Genomic DNA, 21,574 nt, shown 5'->3' on the forward strand with positions numbered 1-21,574 from the left:
AGGCCCGCGATGAAAACACTTAAGGGACCGGCAATCTTTCTTGCACAGTTTGCAGGCGATGAAGCCCCGTTCGACAACCTTGATTCCATTGGTCGCTGGGCTGCGTCGCTTGGATATAAGGGGGTTCAAATCCCCAGTTGGGACAAGCGCCTTTTTGATGTTGAAAAGGCCGCATCCAGCAAGGATTACTGCGACGAAATCACCGGAACACTTGCGCAGCATGGCGTGCAGGTAACCGAACTTTCGACCCATTTGCAGGGACAGCTTGTTGCCGTTCATCCGGCCTATGACGAGATGTTTGACGGTTTTGCCGCACCCGAAGTCCGTGGCAATCCAAAGGCCCGGCAGGAATGGGCGGTCAATCAGGTCAAGGCCGCGATCAAGGCATCACATCATATGGGCATCAATGCCCATGCGACATTCTCGGGCGCGCTTGCCTGGCCCTATGTTTATCCGTGGCCGCAACGTCCTGCCGGATTGATCGAAACCGCGTTTGATGAACTTGCCAAACGCTGGACCCCGATCCTTGATGCTGCCGAGGATGCGGGTGTTGATATTTGCTATGAAATCCATCCGGGCGAGGATCTGTTTGATGGTGCAACGTTCGAGATGTTTCTTGAACGGGTGAAAAACCACCCGCGTGCCAATATCCTTTATGATCCCAGCCACTTTGTTTTGCAGCAGCTTGATTATCTTGATTTTATCGATATTTACGCGGATCGTATCCGCATGTTCCACGTCAAGGATGCCGAGTTTAATCCGACTGGACGCCAGGGCGTTTATTCCGGGTATCAAAGCTGGGTCGGGCGGGCAGGCCGGTTCAGGTCGCTTGGCGACGGGCAGGTCGATTTCGGTGCGATTTTCTCGAAACTTGCGGCCATTGATTTTGATGGCTGGGCCGTGCTGGAATGGGAATGTGCGTTGAAACATCCCGAAGACGGTGCCCGCGAGGGGGCCGAGTTCATTAAAAACCATATCATTCGCGTAACCGAAAAGGCGTTTGACGATTTTGCCGATGGCGGCACCGACGAAGCGGCAAATCGCCGTATCCTCGGCCTTTGATCGGGATCGTCAGAACAGGCTTTGCGGTTCGAACATCGTCAAAAGATATCTGGAGACAGTTATGAGCAATTCATCCAACCCCGGTCGTCGCATTCGCCTTGGCATGGTTGGCGGTGGTCAGGGGGCGTTTATTGGTGCCGTACACCGGATCGCGGCCCGTCTGGACGACCGTTATGAACTGGTTGCCGGTGCGCTGTCATCGAAGCCAGATGTTGCGGCGGCATCGGCGGCCGAATTGTTCATCGCCCCTGATCGCAGCTATGACAGCTTTGAAACCATGGCAAAGGCCGAAGCCGCGCGCGAAGACGGCATGGATGTGTGCGCCATTGTTACGCCCAACCATCTGCATTTTCCGGCCACCATGGCGATGCTTGATGCCGGAATTCACGTGATTTGTGACAAGCCGTTATGCCTTAGCGTCGAGGAGGCCGAAAAGATTGCGGCCAAGGTTAAGGAAACCGGGCTTTTGTTTGCCCTGACCCATAATTACACCGCCTATCCGATGGTCCGCGAGGCGCGCAAGATCGTGGCGGATGGCAAGATTGGCGATATCCGTCTGGTGCAGGTCGAATATCCGCAAGGCTGGATGGCGACCCGGGTTGAAGATACCGACAACAAACAGGCCCATTGGCGTGCCGATCCGGCCAAGGCCGGAATGGGCGGTGCGCTCGGCGATATCGGAACCCATGCCCATAACCTTGCCGAGTTCGTGACCGGGCTTGAGATCAGCGAGCTTTGCGCCGATGTCGATGCGCTGGTGCCGGGGCGCAAGCTTGATGACAATGTGCAAATTCTTTTGCGCTATGCCAATGGCGCGCGCGGGATGCTGTGGGCCAGTCAGGTGGCGGTCGGCCATGAAAACGGCCTGCGTCTTCGTGTTTACGGGGACAAGGGCGGGATCGAATGGGCACAGGAACATCCCAACCAGCTTCATTTCCGGCCACTTGAAGGGCGCCCGGAATTGATGACGCGCGGTGGTGCGGGGATCGGTGCGGAGGGGCTTCGTGGTGTGCGTGTTCCGCCGGGACACCCGGAAGGCTATCTTGAGGGCTTTGCCAACCTTTACACCGACTTTGCCGATCAACTGACGGCCCATATCAGCGGCACCACGCCCGATGCCGGGGCGCTTCTTGTGCCCGGTGTGGTTGAAGGTCTTAAGGGGATGAAATTTGTCGAGGCCGTTGTGCGGTCCGGGCGGGACGGGGCCGTGTGGGTCAAGATGTGATCGTTTTGCGGTATCGGTAAATCTGGGGATTGCCGATAGCGCGATTGATCAAAGATACGAGTTCTTCCCGACCGACTTCGCGTCGGCGTCGTTGCCGCTGCTCTTTAAGGGCAGCGGCTTTTTTATCGGTCAGTTTCGCAGGAAGTCCTTGCCATCAATGGTCAGGATGCGGCCATCAAAGCGGCAATTGGCACTGCCGCCGGGGATCGAGGTGCGTTGCAGAACCGCACCGCTTGACGCATCCCGATAGATGCCCTGATCGTACTGGAAACTGATGCTGTTGGCGGTGGTGGAGAACCGGAAATCAATGTCGAACTGATATTGTGCTGAACCGCCATAGGTATATTGGCGGAAATGCCCGCTGCCGCTTCCTTGTCCATTCATGGTGTAGGTCGTCAAATCACCATCGGCGGTGAATTTGCCGGTCGCTGTTGTGCAGTCATCGACTTTCTTGGGGGCGGCTGCTTCGCGGGCGGCTTGCTCGGCCGCGGCAATGTTGCGGGCTTCTTCCAGTGCGGCCCTGGCGGCGCGTTCTTCCAGTCTTTTATCTTCAAGGCGCTGGCGTTCAATTTCGGCAAGGCGCTTTTCCTCGGTGATCAGCTTGTTCAGTTCGCTGGCCGAGGCGACTTCCTTGCCATGAAAATACGAGCAGGTTGTCGCCGTACCGGAACCCGAGCCGCAGGGAATGGTTCCGGTCAGCGATGCCAGCTCGTCATAGTTCTCAATATCCTGCCAACGGCCATCCTTCTGGGTCAGGCGCCCTTTGCCGTTCGGTTCGCTTTTATCCAGCCAGCCTTGCCATTGCGTGCCATTGGGCATGTTCAATGTGCCCGAGGTTGGAACACCGGCTTCGTATTCACCTTCAAAGGTTTTGCCGGTGATCCATGTGGTTTTGCCGTTTGGCGTGAATTCGACCGTTTCGCGATTTATCCGGCCTTCGGTTTCGCCGCCATCCGGCAGGATGAAAGTGCCGGAAATTTCGGTTGGCTGGATGTCGGCCTTGGTGATTTTGACAATCTCCTCGCCCTCTTTGCGGATGCCGACAATGCCTTTGCCATCGGTGCGGATTTCGCCACGCGATTGTTCGCCGCGATATTCGAATTGCCAACCGTTACCCCGTTGCAAAACGATGGGAGCATACAGAGTACCAAGCGTTGCCGTCTTGTTCGCAGGTGGCAGCATTTCGGTGTAAATGGTCTGACTGCTTTGTTCGATTGTGTTTTTGAAATACCCGTATTTGCCGTCAATCAGCACCATCGTCCCGGCTTCGACGACAATCGGGCCATCAAACATCACAACGCCATCATGTTCGATGCGGATGGTGTAGGTGCCAGGCCACAATTGGGCGATTTGACGCTGGCCGGGCGATAACATCGTGCCGCTGAACGGTTTGAAATTCCGGTTATCCGTCGATCCGGTGAAAAAGATGTGCCAGTAGTCCGGCGTCGGGCCATTTGCATCAACCCGGAACGACACAACACCCCAGCGCAATTTCGATGCGGCGAGTGTTGCGGTCGGTTTTTTGGTGCTTGTGCTTGCCGGTGGGGTCGTCTTTGTGGTGGTGGTGCTGCTACTTGGCTCCGACCCGGAAAACAGGTCCGATCCAAGTTGGGTGAGATCGGTGGTTTGACAGCCGGTCAGCATCAAAATCCCGATCATCGGAAGTGCTGTAACTTGCCGGGAAATGGTCCGGAAGATGTGTTGACCCTGCATGAATACCCCCTGATGCAGACCCCTGTTACATGTATTTGGGCAGAAAAAATGTGTCTGGAAAAGAGAATTTGCGCCTGATTGCAAAGTTTTGAGTTCCGGCGAATCATTTGGCGATATCAAAAGCGACCACTGTTCATTAAACAGCGATTCTCGTTTGTGAGGGTATGAGTTTTATACTTCTGGATGGTGCGGGGTGCTGGTTTTGAGCCGATGTGGATCAGGTCCGAATAACCATATTGGAACGCTTGTTTTATAATTAAAATCAATCACTTAATAAGCGTTTGGCGTGCATGTTATCTTGTTCACTCAGCCTCTGGTTTTCCACGAAGTGAAAAAGAGCTACCGTTTGGTTGATCGCCTATTGATGGTTTTTTCGTATAGGTGTTTGCTTGAAAGATAATAAATAAATCTACCTTCAGGGAAAAACCGGGAGCGTTCGCATGCCCGAGAAACCAAGGCTTCTGATTACCCGTCGTCTTCGCGATGCCGTTCAGGCACGTGCGGCGCGCGACTATCAGGTGCTGATCAATGCCGAAGACCGTGTCTTTACGCGTGACGAGCTGATTGAAAAATGTCAGCAGGTCGACGCTGTTTTGCCATGCCATTCCGAACATTTTTCTGCCGATGTGATTGCTGCACTTCCGGATCGTTTGAAAATCATCGCCAACCATTCGGTCGGTGTTGATCACGTCGATCTGGCGGCGGCAAAGAGTGCGGGTATTGTTGTCACCAACACGCCCGATGTCCTGTCGGATGCCACGGCCGAGATTGCCATGCTGTGTATGCTGGGTGCTGCACGGCGCGGCGCCGAAGGCGATGCGATGGTGCGGGCCGGGAAATGGGATTTCTGGTCGCCGGCCTTTATGGTCGGGCGGCAAGTGACCGGAAAGCGTTTCGGCGTGCTCGGGATGGGGCGTGTCGGGCAGGTGGCAGCGGAACGTGCGCGCGGTTTTGGAATGACTGTTCATTATCATAACCGCAAGCCGGTCGCAGATCATCTGGCCAAGGGGGCAATTTTCCACGACACGATTGAAGGTTTGTTCGCCAATTCCGATGTGTTGTCATTGCACTGTCCGTCAACGCCCGAAACCATCGGCATTATCAATGCCAAGACAATCGGGTTGTTGCCGGACCGGGCGATACTTGTGAATACCGCACGTGGAAATCTGGTGGATGAGGACGCGTTGGTAGATGCACTTGAAAGTGGTAAGCTGTTCGCAGCCGGGCTGGATGTGTTTCGCAATGAACCCGGCGGCAATCAGCGGATCAGCGCGTTGAGAAACGTGTTCATGTTGCCGCATATCGGATCAGCCACCGAAGAAACACGCGATGCCATGGGATATCGCGCACTTGATAATCTTGACGCATATTTTTCAGGCCGGGAACCGGGCGACCGGGTGGCTTAACAAGGCGGGAAAACCGTCGGAATTCAGTTAGTTCGTAATTCCAATAATAACAAAATGCGTGCCGTTTTTATGGTCCCGAGACGGGGCAAGCGCATGATCTACGATCTTCAATACTGAAGTCAGGGGCTTTTGAAGGCTGACATTTATCGATCGTTTCCCGGCAATGGTTGTCGGCAAAAGACGGTAAATCTGGGAGGAAATAATGGATATGAAGACCAAGTCTGAAGACGTGAAGTCCAAACAAGTATCCCGCCGTTCGTTCCTTACCAAAGGTGCGACCGGGGTGGTTGCAGGTGGTGCAGCAGCATCCGGGCTGTTTGCAGCCCCGGCTGTTCATGCACAGCCCGCACCGCTGGTACTGAAAATGCAGACTTCCTGGCCGTCGTCCGATATCTGGATGACATTCGCCCAGCAATATGTTGACCGCGTAGAAGCCATGTCCGGTGGTCGTCTTAAGATCGACCTTCTGCCGGCTGGTGCGGTTGTTGCAGCCTTCCAGGTTCTGGATGGCGTGAATGATGGCGTCATCGATATCGCCCATTCCGTGCCGGTTTACTGGTATGGCAAGAACAAGGCTGCTTCGCTGTTTGGTACCGGTCCGGTCTTTGGTGGTTCTGCAACCACCATGCTGAGCTGGTTCTATGCCGGTGGCGGTGAAGAATTCTATCGCGAGCTTATTCAGGACGTGATGGGCCTTGATATTGTCGGCCTTCTTGGCTTCCCGATGCCAGCACAGCCGTTCGGCTGGTTCAAGGGTCAGGTAAATTCTGTTGCCGATATTCAGGGCTTCAAGTACCGCACGGTTGGTCTTGCTGCTGACCTGTTGCAGTCGATGGGCATGTCTGTTGCCCAGCTTCCGGGCGGCGAGATCGTCCCGGCGATGGAACGTGGCGTTATTGATGCGTTCGAATTCAACAACCCGTCTTCGGATATGCGTTTCGGCGCACAGGATGTTGCGAAGAACTACTATCTGTCTTCGTACCACCAGGCATCGGAAAGCTTTGAATTCCTGTTCAACAAATCGTTGATGGAAGACCTTGAGCCGGATCTGCAAGCGATCCTGCGCCATGCGGTTGAAGCGGCTTCGACCTCTAACACGGCACTGGCGATGGACAACTATTCTGCCGACTTGCAGAAATTGCAGGGAGAAGGTGTAGAAGTACATCGTACCTCCAAGGAAATCCTCGGTGCGCAGCTTGATGCGTGGGACAAACTGATCCCGACGCTTGAAGAAGACCCGTTCATGAAAAAGGTTCTTGATAGCCAGCGTGCCTGGGTTGAGCGCGTGACCTATTACGAACTCATGAACTCGCCTGATTATCAGCTTGCTTACGATCACTATTTCCCGGGCAAGCTGAAACTCTGATCTGCCTTTTGGGTAGTTCAAAGTTGCGATGAATCTGACTGCCCCGTCTGGTGCATTTGCGGCAGGCGGGGCGGTTAATATGCTAATGGACAGGGTTTCATGATTGGTTTTATTGAATTCGCGGACAAGCTCTCGGGATGGTTTGGCAAGGCTTTTGGCTGGCTGATCATTCTGATGACACTGGGCATGAGCTATGAGGTAGCTGCGCGATACCTCTTCAATGCCCCCACAACGTGGTCGCTTGATGTTTCATTCATCATGTATGGTACGCTCTTTATGATGGGTGGGGCTTATACCCTGTCACGCGGCGGACATGTTCGCGGCGATTTCCTTTATCGATTGTGGAAACCCAAGACGCAGGCCACGGTCGACCTGATCCTTTATATCTTTTTCTTCTTCCCGGGTGTAACGGCCCTGATCCTGGTTGGCAGCAAATATGCCATCCGGTCGTGGGGGTACGGCGAAGTAAGTGTGAACAGCCCGGCGGGTGTTCCGATTTTCCAATTCAAGGCGGTGATGGTCGCAGCCGGTATTCTTCTTTTCATCCAGGGCATCGCACAGGTGATGCGCTGCATTCTTTGTATCCGTGAAGGGTACTGGCGCAATGCAGATGATGACGTTGAAGAAACCGAAGAACTGCTGATCAAACAGCGCGTGGCCCAAGAAGACTGATGATCAGTCTTTGTCCTCCACGCGCACGATACGCCCCCGAACGGAGCTTCCAAAGTGATTGACGCACATGTCGCCCTTATGATGTTGGGCATCTTTATTATCCTGGTATTTCTGGGCTTCCCGGTTGCCTTTACCCTGATGGCACTCGGTATCGGGTTCGGGTACTACGCCTATTTTGATGCCGGTCGTATGTGGCGGGCCTTTAACCGGCTGGCCGAAGACAGTGACACCCTTACATCCGCGATAACGTGGGTTGAAGGGGCGTTTAACAACCGAATATTCGATTTATTTATCAACCAGACATACACGGTGATGTCCAACGAGGTGCTGACCGCGGTACCGCTGTTCCTGTTCATGGGCTACATCGTTGAACGCGCCAATATCGTCAACCGGTTGTTCTCGACCCTTAATATTGCCGCACGTAATATTCCTGGTTCGCTTGGTGTTGCCGCACTTGTTACCTGTGCATTGTTTGCAACGGCAACCGGGATCGTCGGTGCGGTTGTGACCCTGATGGGGATGCTGGCGCTGCCTGCCATGCTTAAGGCGCGCTATGACAAAAGCTTTGCTGCGGGCATTATCTGTGCCGGTGGGACGCTTGGCATTCTGATCCCGCCTTCGATCATGCTGATCGTTTATGCTGCGGCATCGGGTGTTTCGATTGTCCGCCTTTATGCCGGTGCGTTGTTGCCGGGTCTTACCCTTGTTGGTTTGTATCTGCTGTATGTGATGGGTCGTGCAATGTTGCAGCCCAAAGCCGCACCGCGTCCGACCAGCGATGAAATCCCCGAAGTTCCGTTGCCACAGGTTTTGTGGATGCTGGCAACATCGTTCTTCCCGCTGGCGTTTCTTATTCTGGCGGTTCTGGGCTCGATCCTGTTTGGTCTTGCGACCCCGACCGAAGCCGCATCCATCGGCGCACTTGGCGGCATGATCCTTGCCGCTGCATACCGTGCGCTGACATTTGATCGCCTGCGTGAGTCGGTTTATCTGACGGTGCGGACATCGGCTATGGTGTGCTGGCTGTTTGTCGGTTCTTATACTTTCTCGTCGGTATTCTCCTATCTTGGCGGGGAACATGTCATTGCCGAGTTTGTCGGCGGGCTTGATCTGACACCGCTTCAGTTCCTGTTGCTGGCCCAACTGATCATCTTCCTGCTGGGCTGGCCGCTGGAATGGTCAGAGATCATCATCATCTTCGTGCCGATCTTCCTGCCGCTGTTGCCGCTGTTTGATATTGATCCGCTGTTCTTTGGTATTCTTGTTGCCCTGAACCTGCAGACATCGTTCCTGACACCGCCAATGGCCATGTCGGCCTATTACCTGAAAGGTGTGGCGCCAAGCGGGTTGCTGCTGACCGATATCTTTAAAGGGATCATGCCGTTCCTGTTCATGGTTATTGTCAGCATGGTGTTGATGTATGCGTTCCCGCAAATCGTGTTCCATCTGCCTGATCTGTTCTATGGTGCACGGTAAGGGGATGATTTGATGAGTAACATTAATCCGTTACTGACGCTTGATGTTGTGGAATTGCGGGACCGTCTTGCCAGCGGGGCGGTCCGTGCAGTCGAATATGTCGAAGCATGTCTGGCCCGGATTGCCGAGGTCGAACCCCAGGTTCAGGCTTGGGCCTGGCTTGACGGGGATCATGCGCTGGCACAGGCGCGTGCCCTTGATATGCGTCGTCAGTCCGGGGCACCTATCGGGCCGTTGCATGGTCTTCCGGTTGGGTTGAAAGACGTCATTGATACGGCAAAAATCCCAACGTCAAATGGTACTGTCCTTGATGACGGACGGGTGCCCGAAGACGATGCGGTTTTGGTGTCGCGTCTCAAGGCTGCCGGGGCGATCATTATGGGCAAAACGGTTTCGACCGAACTTGCCTTTATGCATCCGTCAAAAACCCGCAACCCGCATAACCCGGATCATACGCCCGGCGGTTCATCCGCCGGATCGGCGGCGGCGGTGGCCGCGGCGATGGTGCCGTTGGCGGTTGGGACGCAAACTGGCGGATCGGTAATCCGTCCGGCATCATTTTGCGGCGTGGTCGGTTTTAAACCGACATTTGGCGCAATTGCCCGAACCGGGGTGCTTAGCCAAAGTCCGACCCTTGATACAATTGGCGTCTTTGCCAATTCGATCAATGGGGCGGCGATGGTTGCAGAAAGCCTGTTTGGTTATGATGCCAAAGATCTTGCAACAACGCCGTCTCCGACACCGAGGCTTCTGGAAATTGCGCAAAGCAGTCCTTTGGTTTCGCCGATGTTTGCCTTTGTTCGGCCGCCGGAGTTTGACGAGGTGGCCGACGAGGAAACCGTGATGGCCTTTGGTGAAATTACGGGGATGCTCGGTGATCAGTGCTTTGAAACGCCATTGCCCAAGGCCTTTGATGATGCCAATGCCCTGCGGGCGCAGATCAATTTCGCCGAAATGGCCAAAGACTATTATGGCTATGAAAAACGCGGTCGCGATCAGTTGTCGCCAGAAATTCTTGAGGCAATTGATAAAGGCAACGACATCAAGGCCCGTGATTATCTTGCCGCCCTTGACTGGCGCAAGGTTCTGAATGCCGGACTGGAAGAAGTGTTCAAGCGGTGTGATGCCATCATCACACCGGCCGCAACCGGACCGGCACCGGATAATCTTAAGACAACCGGAAACCCGATCTTTAACGGGCTTTGGACTTTTTGCGGGACGCCTGCTGTGACCATACCGCTTTTGTGGTCGCAAAACGGCATGCCGATGGGGGTTCAGCTTGTCGGGCGGGTTGGTGACGATGCGCGTTTGATGCGCACGGCAAACTGGTTGAAAACATTCCTCAATGATCAGGGGGACGCGTGATGGAAAATACTCTTATGAACCGCGTGATGGCGCTGTTGGCGTTTGTCATTCTTGCCGGGTTTGTCGGCATTCTGGTTGCCTATGTGCCGCGCTGGGATTTGGGAATTATGGTCGCGATTTGTGTTGCCTTGGCCGGCTGGGATATCTGGCACGTGGCGATGGGGCACAAGGAAGACAAGCACTGATCTGTCGGGGAAACCCGAAAGATGCAAGCAGACTGACGAGGCAGGAATGCGTTCCTGCCTCTTTTTTGTATGTGGCTTGTCAGCCTTTCCAGGCAATCAGGGCGGCACCACTGCCGATCATGGCAACGCCGACCCAACTGATCATGGTCAGCTTTTCGCCAAGGAAAAGCGTGCCGAAGACGGCAACAAGAACGACGCTGAGTTTATCAATCGGCGCAACTTTGGCGGCCTCGCCAATTTTAAGGGCGCGGAAATAACATAGCCAGGATGCGCCGGTTGCCAGTCCTGACAGGATCAGGAAATACCAGGTCTTTGCCGGAATGGTTGCCGGATTTTCCCACGCCCCTTTGGTCAGCATGATGACCCAGACCATGATCAGGATAATGATGGTGCGGATAAAGGTCGCGAAATCGGAATTGATATTGGCCACTCCGACCTTGGCAAAGATCGCGGTCAGGGCGGCAAAGCAGGCGGCAAGCCCGGCACAGAGTTGCCAACTGTCGATCAGGTCTTTCATCACGATATCCCCGCCAAAAAAGGAACTGGGCGGACAATCTTGCAACCGATTGCCCGCCCGGATCATAACAGGCGAGTGTTAAGACGTTTCAAACGTCCCTGATCACCCTGCGGGAAACATCATTTGCGTTCCGGCGGAGCAACGAGATTTTCGACCGGAATGATGGCGGTCATTTTGACCTTTTTGGTGACGATATAGGTGAAGTAGCGATCAATGCCGATATCAGACACCAGCAACCGGTCGATCAGGCGTTGATAGGCATCAACGTCATGACAGAGAACCTTGAGCATGTAATCAACCCCGCCACCCAACGCATAGCATTCGATGATTTCAGGGATGTCGTGCACGGCCTTTTCAAAGGTTTCGAAATCGGCGTGCTGATGATGACGCAGGGTAACTTCGGTCATCACCAAGGTCGGTTTGACCAGCTTTTCAAGATTGAGATGGGCGTGATATCCCGAAATAACGCCAAGATCTTCGAGGCGTTTCAGGCGTTCCCAGCACGGGCTTGGTGAAAGGTTTACCGCCTCGGCCAGTTTGACCTTGGTGATGCGCCCTTCGCGTTGCAGGGTTTTCAGGATTTTCAGATCCAGCTCATCAAGCCTGATCATGATCAGAGTACCTCGGCAATCACGGCCAGACAGTCGCCTGTCTTGATCAGTCCGGGGAAGTGACGGCATGAAACGATCCCGTCCCGCGAGGCATGATATTCGCGCGGGGCCGTGCCGGTACGTTCAACATCATAGATGCGCGCAATCAGATCACCCTGTTTGACCACGGCCCCAAGATCGACACAGGGTTCAAACAGGCCGGTGGCCTCGGATGCGACAAAGCAACGATCATCGGGCATATCAAGCATGGTGGTGCCATCCGGGGCCGGTTCGATAACGCCCGTCAGAATGCCCGCATGGATCAGAACGTTACGTACCCCGCGATCAGCAATTGCAACCCGTTCTGCGGTGGTGGAACCCCCGCCGCCAAGTTCGGTGGTGACAAAGGTTTTGCCAGCTTCCTCGACCACGGTGTCAAACATGCCAACCGCATCAAGTTCAAGCATCATCATGGCATAAGGCGCGCCAAAGGCCTGCATCGCGGCAACACAGCGGGCTTCCTGTTCCTTGTCGGGCAGGACATGCGCGGCTGCGAACGGGATGAAATCAAGCGTCTTGCCGCCGGAATGAATATCAAGAACGATATCGGCCATCGGCACCAGATAGCGGAAAACATAATCGGCGATTTTCTGGGTCACGGTGCCATCGGGCTTGCCCGGATAGGACCGGTTCATATTTCCGGCGTCAATCGGGGATGTGCGCGATGCATTGCGAAACGCCGGATAATTCATGGCGGGCAGAATGATCACGCGACCGGTCACGTCGGATGCCTTAAGCGACCCTGCCAGTTTGAACAGGGAAACCAGCCCTTCGTATTCGTCACCATGATTGCCGCCGGTCAAAAGGGCGGTGGGGCCGGTGCCGTTCTGGATAACGGTAATCGGGATCATCACAGCCCCCCACGCGGAATCATCGCGGGAATAGGGCAGTTTCAGAAAACCGTGATGCACGCCGTCCTGGTCAAGCGGGATGGTCGGGCTGATGGGGGATGGTTTTGTCATGGCCGTATCCTTGCAAAAGCCCGCATACGCGACCGTCGTCGGCGGGCTGTGGTATCGGGCACCGGGCCGGCATCCTTATTGATACAGGCCCGGTGCGGCTTTGGGCTTAGTTCTTTACAAACAACTGTCGCGGATAGCTGGTCAGGGTCTTGCTGCCGGTTTCCGTGATCATCATGCTTTCGGTGATCTCGATGCCCCAGTCATCAAACCAGAGGCCGGGCATGAAGTGGAATGTCATGCCCGGTTCAAGAACCGTGCGGTCGCCGGGGCGCAGGCTCATGGTGCGTTCGCCCCAGTCCGGCGGATAGGAAAGACCGATCGGATAGCCGCAGCGACTGTCTTTTTCGATGCCGAATTTCTGAAGCACCCCGAAGAAGGCAAGTGCGATATCTTCGCAGACATTGCCCGGTTTGGCGGCTTCAAGGCCGGCCTGAAGGCCTTCGATCAGGGCGCTTTCCGCATCAAGGAAACGCTGATCGGGATCGCCGAGAAAAATCGTGCGCGACAGCGGCGCGTGATAGCGTTTGTAGCAGCCCGCAATTTCAAAGAACGTGCCGGCATTGCCCGGAATGGGTTTTTCATCCCAGGTCAGATGCGGGGCGCCTGCATCCGCGCCAGATGGCAGAAGCGGCACAATTGCCGGATAGTCGCCGCCAATGCCGTCGATCCCGGCAATGCCGGTGCGGAAGATTTCCGCAACCAGTTCGTTTTTGCGCATACCCGGTTCAACGACTTCGAAAATGCGTTCATGCATGTTTTCGACAATTCGGGCGGCCTGACGCATATAGAAAATCTCGGTCTCGGATTTTACGGCACGCTGCCAGTTTACCAGTGCGGTGGCGTCACTGAACCGGGCATTGGGCAAATGCGTCTGGAGTTGAAGGAAAGCCTTGGCCGAGAAATAGTAGTTATCCATTTCTACGCCAATTCTGCGGGTTCCCCACGCGCGATGTTCAATTACCTCGGCAAGGTAATCCATCGGGTGATGGGTGGTGGATTGAACATAATAATCCGCATAGGGAATGATGCGATCATGGGTCATATAGACCGTGCGCTTTGCCCCGTTTGCATCCTGGGATCGACCGAACCAGATCGGATCATCTTCGATGGGAACAAGCACACATTGATGGACATAAAAGGACCAGCCGTCATAGCCGGTCAGCCAGGCCATGTTTGACGGATCGGTCACGATCAGAAGATCGAGCCCCTTTTCCACCATGGCGTTTTTGGTTTTCTCCAGACGCTCGGCATATTCCTCGCGCGTGAAATTCAATTCAACCTGGCTCATCGCAGGCCTCCAGATAAAGGCGGGGTTTCAGCTTCCTGACCCATGTTCCTTTTGTTGTTACGACGTGATCTCTACACCGGCACCGGCTGCATCGCAGCGTTGACGGGCGAGGGTGGCGATTGCAGTGTCCTGGACACCGGTTCCGGTCAGGTCACAGACCGTAATTTGCGCGGCAGATGTTCTGCCGGGTGCCGATTTGGCAATGACCTGTCCAAGTTCGGGGAATGTGTCGTTTGTGTCGACAATTCCGGCATCAATGGCATGGTGAAGTTCACCAAGGATGCGGGTTTGCGCCTGACTGTCGCAGACATAAAGGCCTGCTTTGCAAATCAGGGCAGGGTCGATTTCGTTTTTGTGTTCGGCATCCGATCCCATGGCGGTGACATGGGTGCCCGGTGCAACCCAGTCGGCCATCAGGACCGGCTGCCGGGCCGGGGTGGTGGTGACGATGATGTCGGCACCGGATGCGGCATCCTTGCCGTCGCTTGTGGCGGTCACCGGAATTCCCAGCTCGGACGATGCCAGCTTGGCACAGGCTTGGGCCTTGGCGATGTCGCGCGCCCAGATGGTGGCAGATGTTATGTCACGCACCAGTGTCAGCGCCTTAAGCTGCAAACGGGCCTGAACACCCGCCCCGAAGATGGCGGCGTGTCTGGCATCGTTTCGGGCAAGGTGTTTTGCCGCAACGCCGCCTGCTGCTGCCGTCCGCACATCGGTCAGATAACCGTTATCAAGAAGGACAGCCTCGAGCATCCCGGTTCGGGATGAAAACAGGTTCATCATGCCGTTAACCGATGGCAGACCTAGTTTGGGATTGTCAAAGAAGCCCGGACTTATTTTGATGGCAAAGCCATCAAGCCCCGGCACATAGGCAGTTTTGACATCGACCTCGCCATTATGGTCGTCGATATCAAGGCGCAGGATCGGCGGCATTCGCACGTCTTTGGTGGCCAGCGCGTGAAAGGCGTCCTCGATGCAGGTGATGGCATCCCTATCAAGATCGATGACGTTGCGAAGGTCGCTTTCGGTCAGAATTCTGATTTTGGGCATATCGGTTACTCCGCCATCAGGTCGACGTCTTCGCCGCCAATAACGCGTTTATGCAAATTCATGTCGATGTTGCAGCCCGTGGTCAGAACAACCGTCCGTCCGGGATTGTCGACCAGACCTGCACGCAGGGCGGCGATGCCAACGGCACCCGATCCCTCGATCACCTGTTGATCATCGTGGTAGGCCGCCCGAATGCCGTCTGCGATCTGGGCTTCGTTCACCAGCACAAAGTCATCGGTGAGATCGCCGCACATATCAAAGGTGTACTGGTTGTTTTCGCCAATACCGCCGCCGAGGCTATCAGCCAGTGTCGGCAATTCCCGGACTGCGGTTGGCTTGCCTTCCTGAAGGCTTGTGATCATGGCGCAACCGCGTTCCATCGAAATGCCGACCACCCGGATAGAAGGATTGACCGATTTTGCGACAAGTGCGACGCCCGCCAACAGACCGCCGCCAGACAAGGGCACCAAAAGGGTATCGACATCGGGAAGGGCTTCGATGACTTCAAGGGCCGAGGTTCCCTGACCGGCAATGATGTCGGCATGGTCAAAGGGCGGCAGCATGGTCATGCCCTCTTCCTTGACCAGACGGTCGACTTCAAGCTGGGCTTCGTCCTGGGATTGTCCGGTGATGCGGACCTCGGCCCCTTGGGCGCGAATGCCGTCGACTTTGTTTTTTGGCACAAGTTCGGACATGCAGATTACGGACCGGACCCCGGCATTGCGTGCGGCATAGGCAAGGGCACGGCCATAATTTCCGGTCGATACGCCAACCACGCCTTTGGCTTTTTGCGCATCGTCTAGACGTAAAACCGCATTGGCCGCACCGCGCAGCTTGAAGCTTCCGGTATATTGCTGGTGTTCGCATTTCAGCCAGACGGGGCTTCCGACCCGCTCGGACAGGGCGGTGGAAGGACGCAATGGCGTATGGATCACATGACCCGCAATGGTCTTGCGGGCAGAAAGAACATCAGCAAATGTGATGGGGTCTTTCATGGCGACCTCGACTTATTCTTTGGGTTGTGGGGCGTGGTCAAACAGGGTTCCGAACCCCTTGACCGGTTTGTCATAGCCAAGCAGATGTAATGCATGCCAGATCAGGGCCTGATTGCTGGTGATTACAGGTTTGCCCAACTTTTTTTCTGCCTCGGCGGCAATTTCGGCAGACCGGATGGCGGTACAGGAAATGAACACGGCATCGGCATCGGGTGTATCGACCTTCAGGGCGGCTTCAAGCAGCGCGCTTGGCGGCAGGGCTGTCATGTCAAGATCGCTATCAAGGCCGAACCCCATCAAGCGTGTGGCGTCAAAGCCCTTGGCGATAAACCCGTCGGCAACCGATCGGGTTACTTCGGCAAGATAGGGGGTGACGATGGCAATTTTCCGGGCCCCGACCGCACGAAGGGCAAGTTCGCTTGCCAGCAGCGGGTTGGTGACGCGCACGCCGGGCATGCCCTGATTGATCAGGTCTGCAATCTTGTCCGATCCGGTGACAGCGGTGCCCGATGTGCAGCCGAAAATCACCACATCCACACCAAATCCCGGCATCAGGGTTTTGGCCGCACGCGGAAGGTCCGCGGCCATGGCACGCAGGTTTTCAACCGTGATCGGATTGGCATTTTCAATGCGCGTGGTGAACAGCCGCACGTCAGCCGGAAGAATGCCGCGCAGGTCATCCTCGCTATTGAAGTCAGTCGCCAGTGTGATCAGCCCGATCTTGCCCGCCGGTCCAACCGGATCAGGAAAATAGGGCAGGTCTACCGGCTCTGGCGTGACCGCTGGGGATACGGACATCATCCTGAACTCCAGGAATGGGGCGGTCGGGTATTGTTGTTCGGGACCGCCCCGGGGTTTCATATGTTATCGAACATGTTTCCGGGCGGGCCCGGTCCTGCCGACTTGCTTGTGATCAGTGGAAAGCAAGTTCAGGCAGGAACAATGCGATTTGCGGAATGAAAATCAGAATCACAGCGGCAAGCAGCAGCATGAAAATGAACGGTGGCGTTCCGCGAATGACCTCGGCATAGGGACGCCTGAAGATCGCAATCGCTGTAAAGATATCGCACCCGAAGGGCGGTGTTGCCGACCCGATGGCGACCTGCAAGGTGACCAATGTGCCGACCAGTACCGGATCAAGACCGGCCTGATTGACCAGCGGCATGAAGATCGGAGTCAGAACCAGAATGACGACAATCGGGTCAACGAACATGCAGCCGACAAAGAAGGCGATGCAGATCGCAGCCAGAATGACATAGGGGTCAGCACCTTCAAGGCCGAGGGCGCCGATCACATGTTGCGGAATCTGGGCAAAGGAAATCACGAACGAGAATGTCGTGCCCGCGCCAACCAGAATGAACACAACGGCTGTAATCAGGCCGGTAGACCGCGCAATATCAAGCAGTTCAGACCATTTGACCGACTTGAAGATCAGAACTTCGAGAATGATCGCGTAAACCACGGCGACGGCTGCGACCTCGGTCGGGCTGACCCAGCCAAGATAGATACCGCCCACAATCAGAACCGGGAACATGATTGCCGGACCGGCATTGACCACGGCCCGTCCGCGTTCCGCCCAGCTCATGCGCGGAATGGTCGGGATATTGTGTTTTTTTGCGTAATACATGCAGTAAAGCGAGAACATGATCAGGATCAGAATGCCCGGACCAATGCCCGCCAGGAACAGCTCGCCAATCGAAACCTTGCCGACAACGCCAAAGACAATCATGCCAATTGATGGCGGGATCAAAAAGGCGATGTCACTGGCATTGATGATCAGCGCGATGGCAAATTTGTCTTCGTAACCGGCTTTCAGCATCTTGGGACGCAGCGGGCCACCCATGGCAACCACGGTTGCCTGCGTCGAGCCCGAAACCGCACCAAACAAGGTGCAGCCAAGGGCGGTGGTAACGGCCAGTCCGCCACGGACATGACCGACAAAGGTCATGGCAAGGTCAATCAGCCGGTTGGCTGTATGGCCCTTGGTGACGATATCGGCGGCAAAGATAAACATCGGCACCGCAATCAGCGCGACCGGGGAAATGCCGGTGACCATTTGCTGAATCAGGATGCGTTCGGGGATCGGCATGTAAAAGGTGAATGCCACAACACTGGCGGTTGCCAGTGGCACCATCATGGGGAAGCCAAGGACCAGAAGGACCAGCATCACCAGAAGGATCGAGGTTCCTAAATCCATTTTTCCGTCCTCCTTACAGGTGATGATCTTCGGCTTCGAACGTGTCTTCGACCCGATAGGACAAATGCGTACCGGGTTTGAAGATGTTCGTCGCAGCAGCGAACAGGAACTGAATGCCCGTAACGGTCAGACCAAACGGGACCCAGAGGACGGTGAAGTAATAGGGAATGCGCAGGGCCGGGGTCAGGCGGTTCGATTTGATCAGCGACATCACGTAATCAACCGAATACCAGGCCAGCAGGAACAACAGGCAGGCGGTGCCGGTGGTGATAATGATCATCATGATTTTACTGGCCGTCGGGCCAAGCATATCGGTAAAGGCCGACATGCGGATATGGCGCCCCATGCGGGCGGCCTCGCTGATGCCGACGAAAGTCACAAGAATAATCAAAAACTGATTGAGTTCTTCGGAAAAGAAGATGCTCGAACTGAACACAAGGCGCATGATCACGTTGGCGACGGTGTTGACCGCCATGATCACGATGCTCCATCCCAGAAGCTGTCGCTCGATCACGGACAACCCGTCATCGAGACGTTTCAAAATGCCCAACACCCCACCACGAGGGGCGGGGGTTTCCCCGTTTGAACCTGACATACGACCTCCTTGATGCGCGTGCGAGACATTGTTGCAGAACGTGATGTGCGGTGAATGGTTCCCTCCCACACGTATTGTCGTTCGCTTCGCGCCGGTTTGGTCAGAATAAAAACGGTTTGTGACGGTTCAATCAGATTTTTGTCATGACACAAAAATCAATACATAACGTCGAAGGCATGAACACCGGGCATCTGTTCCATGGTATGGCGGATTTGCATCAATCCGTGATGCAATGTCGGGGTGTCGGGCGCGCCGCCAAGACAGATGCGAATGGCATTGGGGCGCGGCACCTTGACGGTCATAAAGGGATCGGAAATCGTCACTGCGATGCCGTTTTTCCGCAGTTCCGAGGCAAACCATTCTTCTTGCCAATGGGCGGGAATGCGGACCCAGGCACTTAGCGATGTCGGGTGATGGCGAACAACCGCACTGCCAAGAACCTCGGCAACAAGGGCCTGTCGTTCGCGCATCAGAGCACGTTGAACGGTGACGGCCTGTTCGACCGTTCCGTCGGCAATCCAGCGTGCGCCGATCTCTGCCATTAACGGAGTCCCCATCCATCCGGTGACCCGCAAGACGCTGCTGGCGCGAATCGACAGGTGCTGCGGGACGGTCAAAAAGCCCGTGCGCAGACCCGGCATGACGATCTTGGTCAGGCTGGAAACATGGAAGCCAAGCTTGGGCAGGAAGCTTGTCACGGGTGGCAAATTCTGTTCGAGAAGCGGGCGATAAACATCATCTTCAATGACATAAACGCCGTAATGTTCGGCGATTTCGGCAATCTTTTTACGCCGTTCCAGCCCCATCAGACAGTTGGTCGGGTTGGTGTAAACCGGCGTGATGACAAGGGCGCGGACCTGTCGTTGGCGGCATTCGCGTTCAAAGGCATCGGGCAGGATGCCCTCGTCATCGGTGGGAAGGGCACCCAGCTTGAAGCGCAGGATACTGGCAGTTCCAATGACGCCATGATCGGTCAGACTTTCGGTCAGAACAACGTCATCGGGTTGAACCACGGTGGCAAGGGCTGTGAAAACGCCCTGTGCGGCGCCATTGGTGACCAGAAGGTTGGGAATGGCCACATCTACCCCGTAACCGGCAAGCCAGGTGCGGCCAATTTCGCGATGATATTCAAAGCCTGCAACCGGGCGGCAGCTTTCCATCCAGCCATGGTGGGGTTCTTCGGCCAAGCGCGTATGGATCTGGCGTGACAGATCATTATGGAAATCGGTATAGGCCGCACGCACGATGGAAAGGTCAATCAGATCAGGCTGGCGACTATCAAGGATGAAGGTCGATGCCCGGTCGGTCAGGCGGGCCTGCACAAAGGTGCCGCGACGGCGTTCGGACCTTAAATATCCCTGTCTTTCGACTTCCTTATAGGCGGCGCTGACAGTCTGGACACTGACTTTAAGACGATAGGCCAGTTCACGATGAGTTGGCATTCGGACGTCATGTCGCAACCGACCCGATTCGATATCGGTAATGATCGCTTCGACCAGTGCCTTGTATTTGGGGCCTGTTTCGCCGCTGATATTGATGTCTGGCAACCACATGGTTCGTTTTCCACCCTTGTTGTTTGGCGAACCCTAACATGAGCTGCGGGTTAATGTGTAGACGTCAATGTTATTTTGTCATGAAACAAAACTAGCATTGACCTGATGCAGGAACATTTCAACACTTTGCGCGTTCATGACATTGATGTGCCAATCAAACGCCCCTGATTCCGGGTTTCCACTCGGTCGTTGCGCGTAACAATAAGGGAGACTTCGATATGAGTTTGAACAAACTCTTCAAAGCAACCCTGTCTGCTGCCGCCTTGTTCGCAGTAGCCGGGACCGCTGTCCATGCCGAGGAATGGAAATTCGCCCACGAGGAAAGCCCGGGTGATGTTCAGGATCTATATGCCAAGGAGTTCAAGCGCCTTGTCGAAGAGAAAACCAATGGCGATGTGACGGTTACGATCTACACCTATGGCCAGCTTGGTACCGAAAACGACATTACCGAACTGACCGCGGCCGGTGCTGTGCAGTTCTCGAACGCGTCGCCGGGTCACCTTGGTACGTTTGTTCCGGAAATTCAGGTCTTTGGTGTTCCGTATCTGTTGTCGCAGGACAATGACGTGAACAAGAAAGTCCTGTCGAGCAGCCCGACCATTTATGACGGTCTTTCCAAGGATTTCGAGTCCAAGGGGCTTAAGCTTTATACCATGTATCCGGAAGGTGAAATGGTCTGGACCACCAAGAAAGAAGTCAAGAAACCGGCTGATTTCGATGGTGTCAAATTCCGTGTGATGACCTCGCCGATCCTGATCGAGACCTATAAATCGTTTGGTTCCGATCCGGTTGCGCTGCCGTGGGGCGAAGTTTATTCGGGCCTTCAGACCAGCGTGATCGACGCGCAGGTCAACCCGATCTTCTTCATCGAAAGCGCGAAATTCTATGAAGTGACCGACTATCTGATCTATGCCGGTCAGCAGCAATACACCACCACCGTGGTATCGAATGCCGACTTCTATGCCGGTCTTTCGGACGAGCGCAAAGCCATGCTGGCAGATGTTAAGGCCGAACTGGATGACTTCATCTATGAAGCCCAGAAAGAAGCCAATGACGCCGCCCTTGATCGCATCAAGAAAGCCAAGCCGGGTATCGAAGTTATCCGTCTTGATGATGCTCAGCGTGCCGCATTCAAAGACGCATCCAAAGGCATTGGCGCAAGCCTGGTCGAAGAAGTTGGTGGTGACACCAAGGAAGTTCTCGACTCGCTTCGCAAGGAATTCGGCACAGGAATGTAAGGAAGATCTTCCTGTTCCGGGCTTAATTGCAAAACCCCCGCAAGGTATCTTGCGGGGGT

The 21,574-nt window shown here is 55.1% G+C and carries 20 protein-coding genes; 9 read left to right on the plus strand and 11 right to left on the minus strand.

Annotation, left to right across the window (positions count from 1 at the left end; genetic code table 11):
- Positions 1 to 9: 9 nt before the first annotated feature.
- Positions 10 to 1,062, plus strand: coding sequence for a sugar phosphate isomerase/epimerase family protein (locus tag TH19_RS14450; RefSeq protein ID WP_114103063.1), 1,053 nt, complete (start codon positions 10 to 12; stop codon positions 1,060 to 1,062).
- 61 nt (positions 1,063 to 1,123) lie between these two features.
- Positions 1,124 to 2,287 carry a Gfo/Idh/MocA family protein gene (locus tag TH19_RS14455; RefSeq protein WP_114103129.1) on the plus strand — a complete coding sequence of 388 codons (1,164 nt, stop codon included), beginning with the start codon at positions 1,124 to 1,126 and terminating at the stop codon, positions 2,285 to 2,287.
- Between the two features lie 129 nt (positions 2,288 to 2,416).
- On the opposite strand, the gene TH19_RS14460 is transcribed toward TH19_RS14455, so the two are convergent.
- On the minus strand, positions 2,417 to 4,000 hold the full coding sequence (locus TH19_RS14460) for an MORN repeat-containing protein (RefSeq protein ID WP_147250773.1): 1,584 nt from the start codon (positions 3,998 to 4,000) through the stop codon (positions 2,417 to 2,419).
- Between the two features lie 440 nt (positions 4,001 to 4,440).
- Between TH19_RS14460 and TH19_RS14465 the strand changes: the two genes are divergently transcribed.
- The 6 genes from TH19_RS14465 to TH19_RS14490 all read left to right on the plus strand — a co-directional run bounded on the left by TH19_RS14465 (position 4,441) and on the right by TH19_RS14490 (position 10,470).
- Positions 4,441 to 5,406 (plus strand): 2-hydroxyacid dehydrogenase, encoded by a 966-nt coding sequence (locus TH19_RS14465; RefSeq protein WP_114103065.1) that lies wholly within the window; start codon positions 4,441 to 4,443, stop codon positions 5,404 to 5,406.
- 208 nt (positions 5,407 to 5,614) lie between these two features.
- Positions 5,615 to 6,772 carry a TRAP transporter substrate-binding protein gene (locus TH19_RS14470; RefSeq protein ID WP_114103130.1) on the plus strand — a complete coding sequence of 386 codons (1,158 nt, stop codon included), beginning with the start codon at positions 5,615 to 5,617 and terminating at the stop codon, positions 6,770 to 6,772.
- A 99-nt stretch (positions 6,773 to 6,871) separates the two neighbouring features.
- Complete coding sequence (locus tag TH19_RS14475; protein ID WP_114103066.1) at positions 6,872 to 7,444, plus strand: TRAP transporter small permease subunit; 573 nt, start codon at positions 6,872 to 6,874, stop codon at positions 7,442 to 7,444.
- 54 nt (positions 7,445 to 7,498) lie between these two features.
- On the plus strand, positions 7,499 to 8,920 hold the full coding sequence (locus TH19_RS14480) for a TRAP transporter large permease (protein ID WP_114103067.1): 1,422 nt from the start codon (positions 7,499 to 7,501) through the stop codon (positions 8,918 to 8,920).
- A gap of 12 nt (positions 8,921 to 8,932) precedes the next feature.
- Positions 8,933 to 10,285, plus strand: coding sequence for an amidase (locus TH19_RS14485; RefSeq protein ID WP_114103068.1), 1,353 nt, complete (start codon positions 8,933 to 8,935; stop codon positions 10,283 to 10,285).
- Positions 10,285 to 10,470, plus strand: a complete 186-nt coding sequence (locus TH19_RS14490; protein WP_114103069.1) for a hypothetical protein — start codon at positions 10,285 to 10,287, stop codon at positions 10,468 to 10,470. Before TH19_RS14485 ends, TH19_RS14490 begins: the two co-directional genes overlap by 1 nt.
- 79 nt (positions 10,471 to 10,549) lie before the next feature.
- Here TH19_RS14490 and TH19_RS14495 read toward each other — a convergent pair whose 3' ends face one another.
- The 10 genes from TH19_RS14495 to ehuR form a co-directional block, all read right to left on the minus strand.
- Positions 10,550 to 10,987: an EamA family transporter gene (locus tag TH19_RS14495; protein WP_114103131.1), complete on the minus strand. Its 438-nt coding sequence runs from the start codon at positions 10,985 to 10,987 to the stop codon at positions 10,550 to 10,552.
- A 119-nt stretch (positions 10,988 to 11,106) separates the two neighbouring features.
- A complete protein-coding gene (locus tag TH19_RS14500; protein ID WP_114103070.1) occupies positions 11,107 to 11,598 on the minus strand; it encodes an Lrp/AsnC family transcriptional regulator in 492 nt (163 codons plus the stop codon).
- Positions 11,599 to 11,600: 2 nt separating this feature from the next.
- The gene (doeB, locus tag TH19_RS14505) at positions 11,601 to 12,599 is read right to left on the minus strand and encodes a N(2)-acetyl-L-2,4-diaminobutanoate deacetylase DoeB (protein ID WP_114103071.1); all 999 of its coding nucleotides are present in this window, start codon (positions 12,597 to 12,599) and stop codon (positions 11,601 to 11,603) included.
- A gap of 106 nt (positions 12,600 to 12,705) precedes the next feature.
- Positions 12,706 to 13,887, minus strand: a complete 1,182-nt coding sequence (gene doeA / locus TH19_RS14510) for an ectoine hydrolase DoeA (protein WP_114103072.1) — start codon at positions 13,885 to 13,887, stop codon at positions 12,706 to 12,708.
- 57 nt (positions 13,888 to 13,944) lie between these two features.
- Positions 13,945 to 14,937 (minus strand): ectoine utilization protein EutC, encoded by a 993-nt coding sequence (gene eutC / locus TH19_RS14515; RefSeq protein WP_114103073.1) that lies wholly within the window; start codon positions 14,935 to 14,937, stop codon positions 13,945 to 13,947.
- A gap of 5 nt (positions 14,938 to 14,942) precedes the next feature.
- Entirely contained in the window at positions 14,943 to 15,932 is a 990-nt protein-coding gene (gene eutB, locus TH19_RS14520) for a hydroxyectoine utilization dehydratase EutB (RefSeq protein ID WP_114103074.1), read from the minus strand.
- 12 nt (positions 15,933 to 15,944) lie between these two features.
- Complete coding sequence (locus tag TH19_RS14525) at positions 15,945 to 16,733, minus strand: maleate cis-trans isomerase family protein (RefSeq protein ID WP_114103075.1); 789 nt, start codon at positions 16,731 to 16,733, stop codon at positions 15,945 to 15,947.
- A 112-nt stretch (positions 16,734 to 16,845) separates the two neighbouring features.
- Positions 16,846 to 18,129, minus strand: coding sequence for a TRAP transporter large permease (locus tag TH19_RS14530; protein WP_114103076.1), 1,284 nt, complete (start codon positions 18,127 to 18,129; stop codon positions 16,846 to 16,848).
- A 13-nt stretch (positions 18,130 to 18,142) separates the two neighbouring features.
- Positions 18,143 to 18,724 (minus strand): TRAP transporter small permease, encoded by a 582-nt coding sequence (locus TH19_RS14535; RefSeq protein ID WP_258547970.1) that lies wholly within the window; start codon positions 18,722 to 18,724, stop codon positions 18,143 to 18,145.
- Positions 18,725 to 18,879: 155 nt separating this feature from the next.
- Positions 18,880 to 20,277 (minus strand): MocR-like ectoine utilization transcription factor EhuR, encoded by a 1,398-nt coding sequence (gene ehuR, locus TH19_RS14540; protein WP_114103077.1) that lies wholly within the window; start codon positions 20,275 to 20,277, stop codon positions 18,880 to 18,882.
- 218 nt (positions 20,278 to 20,495) lie between these two features.
- Between ehuR and TH19_RS14545 the strand changes: the two genes are divergently transcribed.
- Positions 20,496 to 21,515 (plus strand): TRAP transporter substrate-binding protein, encoded by a 1,020-nt coding sequence (locus TH19_RS14545; RefSeq protein ID WP_114103078.1) that lies wholly within the window; start codon positions 20,496 to 20,498, stop codon positions 21,513 to 21,515.
- The last annotated feature ends 59 nt before the right edge of the window (positions 21,516 to 21,574 follow it).

Source organism: Thalassospira profundimaris (genome assembly GCF_003326675.1).
Taxonomy (GTDB): Bacteria; Pseudomonadota; Alphaproteobacteria; order Rhodospirillales; family Thalassospiraceae; genus Thalassospira; species Thalassospira aquimaris.

Bases quoted from the DNA above. Each gene is read 5' to 3' on its own strand.
- TH19_RS14535 (WP_258547970.1), bottom strand. From the start codon at position 18,724: ATGTCAGGTTCAAACGGGGAAACCCCCGCCCCTCGTGGTGGGGTGTTG.
- TH19_RS14495 (WP_114103131.1), bottom strand. From the start codon at position 10,987: ATGAAAGACCTGATCGACAGTTGGCAACTCTGTGCCGGGCTTGCCGCC.
- eutC (WP_114103073.1), bottom strand. From the start codon at position 14,937: ATGCCCAAAATCAGAATTCTGACCGAAAGCGACCTTCGCAACGTCATC.
- TH19_RS14465 (WP_114103065.1), top strand. From the start codon at position 4,441: ATGCCCGAGAAACCAAGGCTTCTGATTACCCGTCGTCTTCGCGATGCC.
- TH19_RS14450 (WP_114103063.1), top strand. From the start codon at position 10: ATGAAAACACTTAAGGGACCGGCAATCTTTCTTGCACAGTTTGCAGGC.
- ehuR (WP_114103077.1), bottom strand. From the start codon at position 20,277: ATGTGGTTGCCAGACATCAATATCAGCGGCGAAACAGGCCCCAAATAC.
- eutB (WP_114103074.1), bottom strand. From the start codon at position 15,932: ATGAAAGACCCCATCACATTTGCTGATGTTCTTTCTGCCCGCAAGACC.
- TH19_RS14500 (WP_114103070.1), bottom strand. From the start codon at position 11,598: ATGATCAGGCTTGATGAGCTGGATCTGAAAATCCTGAAAACCCTGCAA.
- TH19_RS14475 (WP_114103066.1), top strand. From the start codon at position 6,872: ATGATTGGTTTTATTGAATTCGCGGACAAGCTCTCGGGATGGTTTGGC.
- TH19_RS14485 (WP_114103068.1), top strand. From the start codon at position 8,933: ATGAGTAACATTAATCCGTTACTGACGCTTGATGTTGTGGAATTGCGG.
- doeB (WP_114103071.1), bottom strand. From the start codon at position 12,599: ATGACAAAACCATCCCCCATCAGCCCGACCATCCCGCTTGACCAGGAC.
- TH19_RS14455 (WP_114103129.1), top strand. From the start codon at position 1,124: ATGAGCAATTCATCCAACCCCGGTCGTCGCATTCGCCTTGGCATGGTT.
- TH19_RS14545 (WP_114103078.1), top strand. From the start codon at position 20,496: ATGAGTTTGAACAAACTCTTCAAAGCAACCCTGTCTGCTGCCGCCTTG.
- TH19_RS14530 (WP_114103076.1), bottom strand. From the start codon at position 18,129: ATGGATTTAGGAACCTCGATCCTTCTGGTGATGCTGGTCCTTCTGGTC.
- TH19_RS14525 (WP_114103075.1), bottom strand. From the start codon at position 16,733: ATGATGTCCGTATCCCCAGCGGTCACGCCAGAGCCGGTAGACCTGCCC.
- TH19_RS14470 (WP_114103130.1), top strand. From the start codon at position 5,615: ATGAAGACCAAGTCTGAAGACGTGAAGTCCAAACAAGTATCCCGCCGT.
- TH19_RS14490 (WP_114103069.1), top strand. From the start codon at position 10,285: ATGGAAAATACTCTTATGAACCGCGTGATGGCGCTGTTGGCGTTTGTC.
- doeA (WP_114103072.1), bottom strand. From the start codon at position 13,887: ATGAGCCAGGTTGAATTGAATTTCACGCGCGAGGAATATGCCGAGCGT.
- TH19_RS14460 (WP_147250773.1), bottom strand. From the start codon at position 4,000: ATGCAGGGTCAACACATCTTCCGGACCATTTCCCGGCAAGTTACAGCA.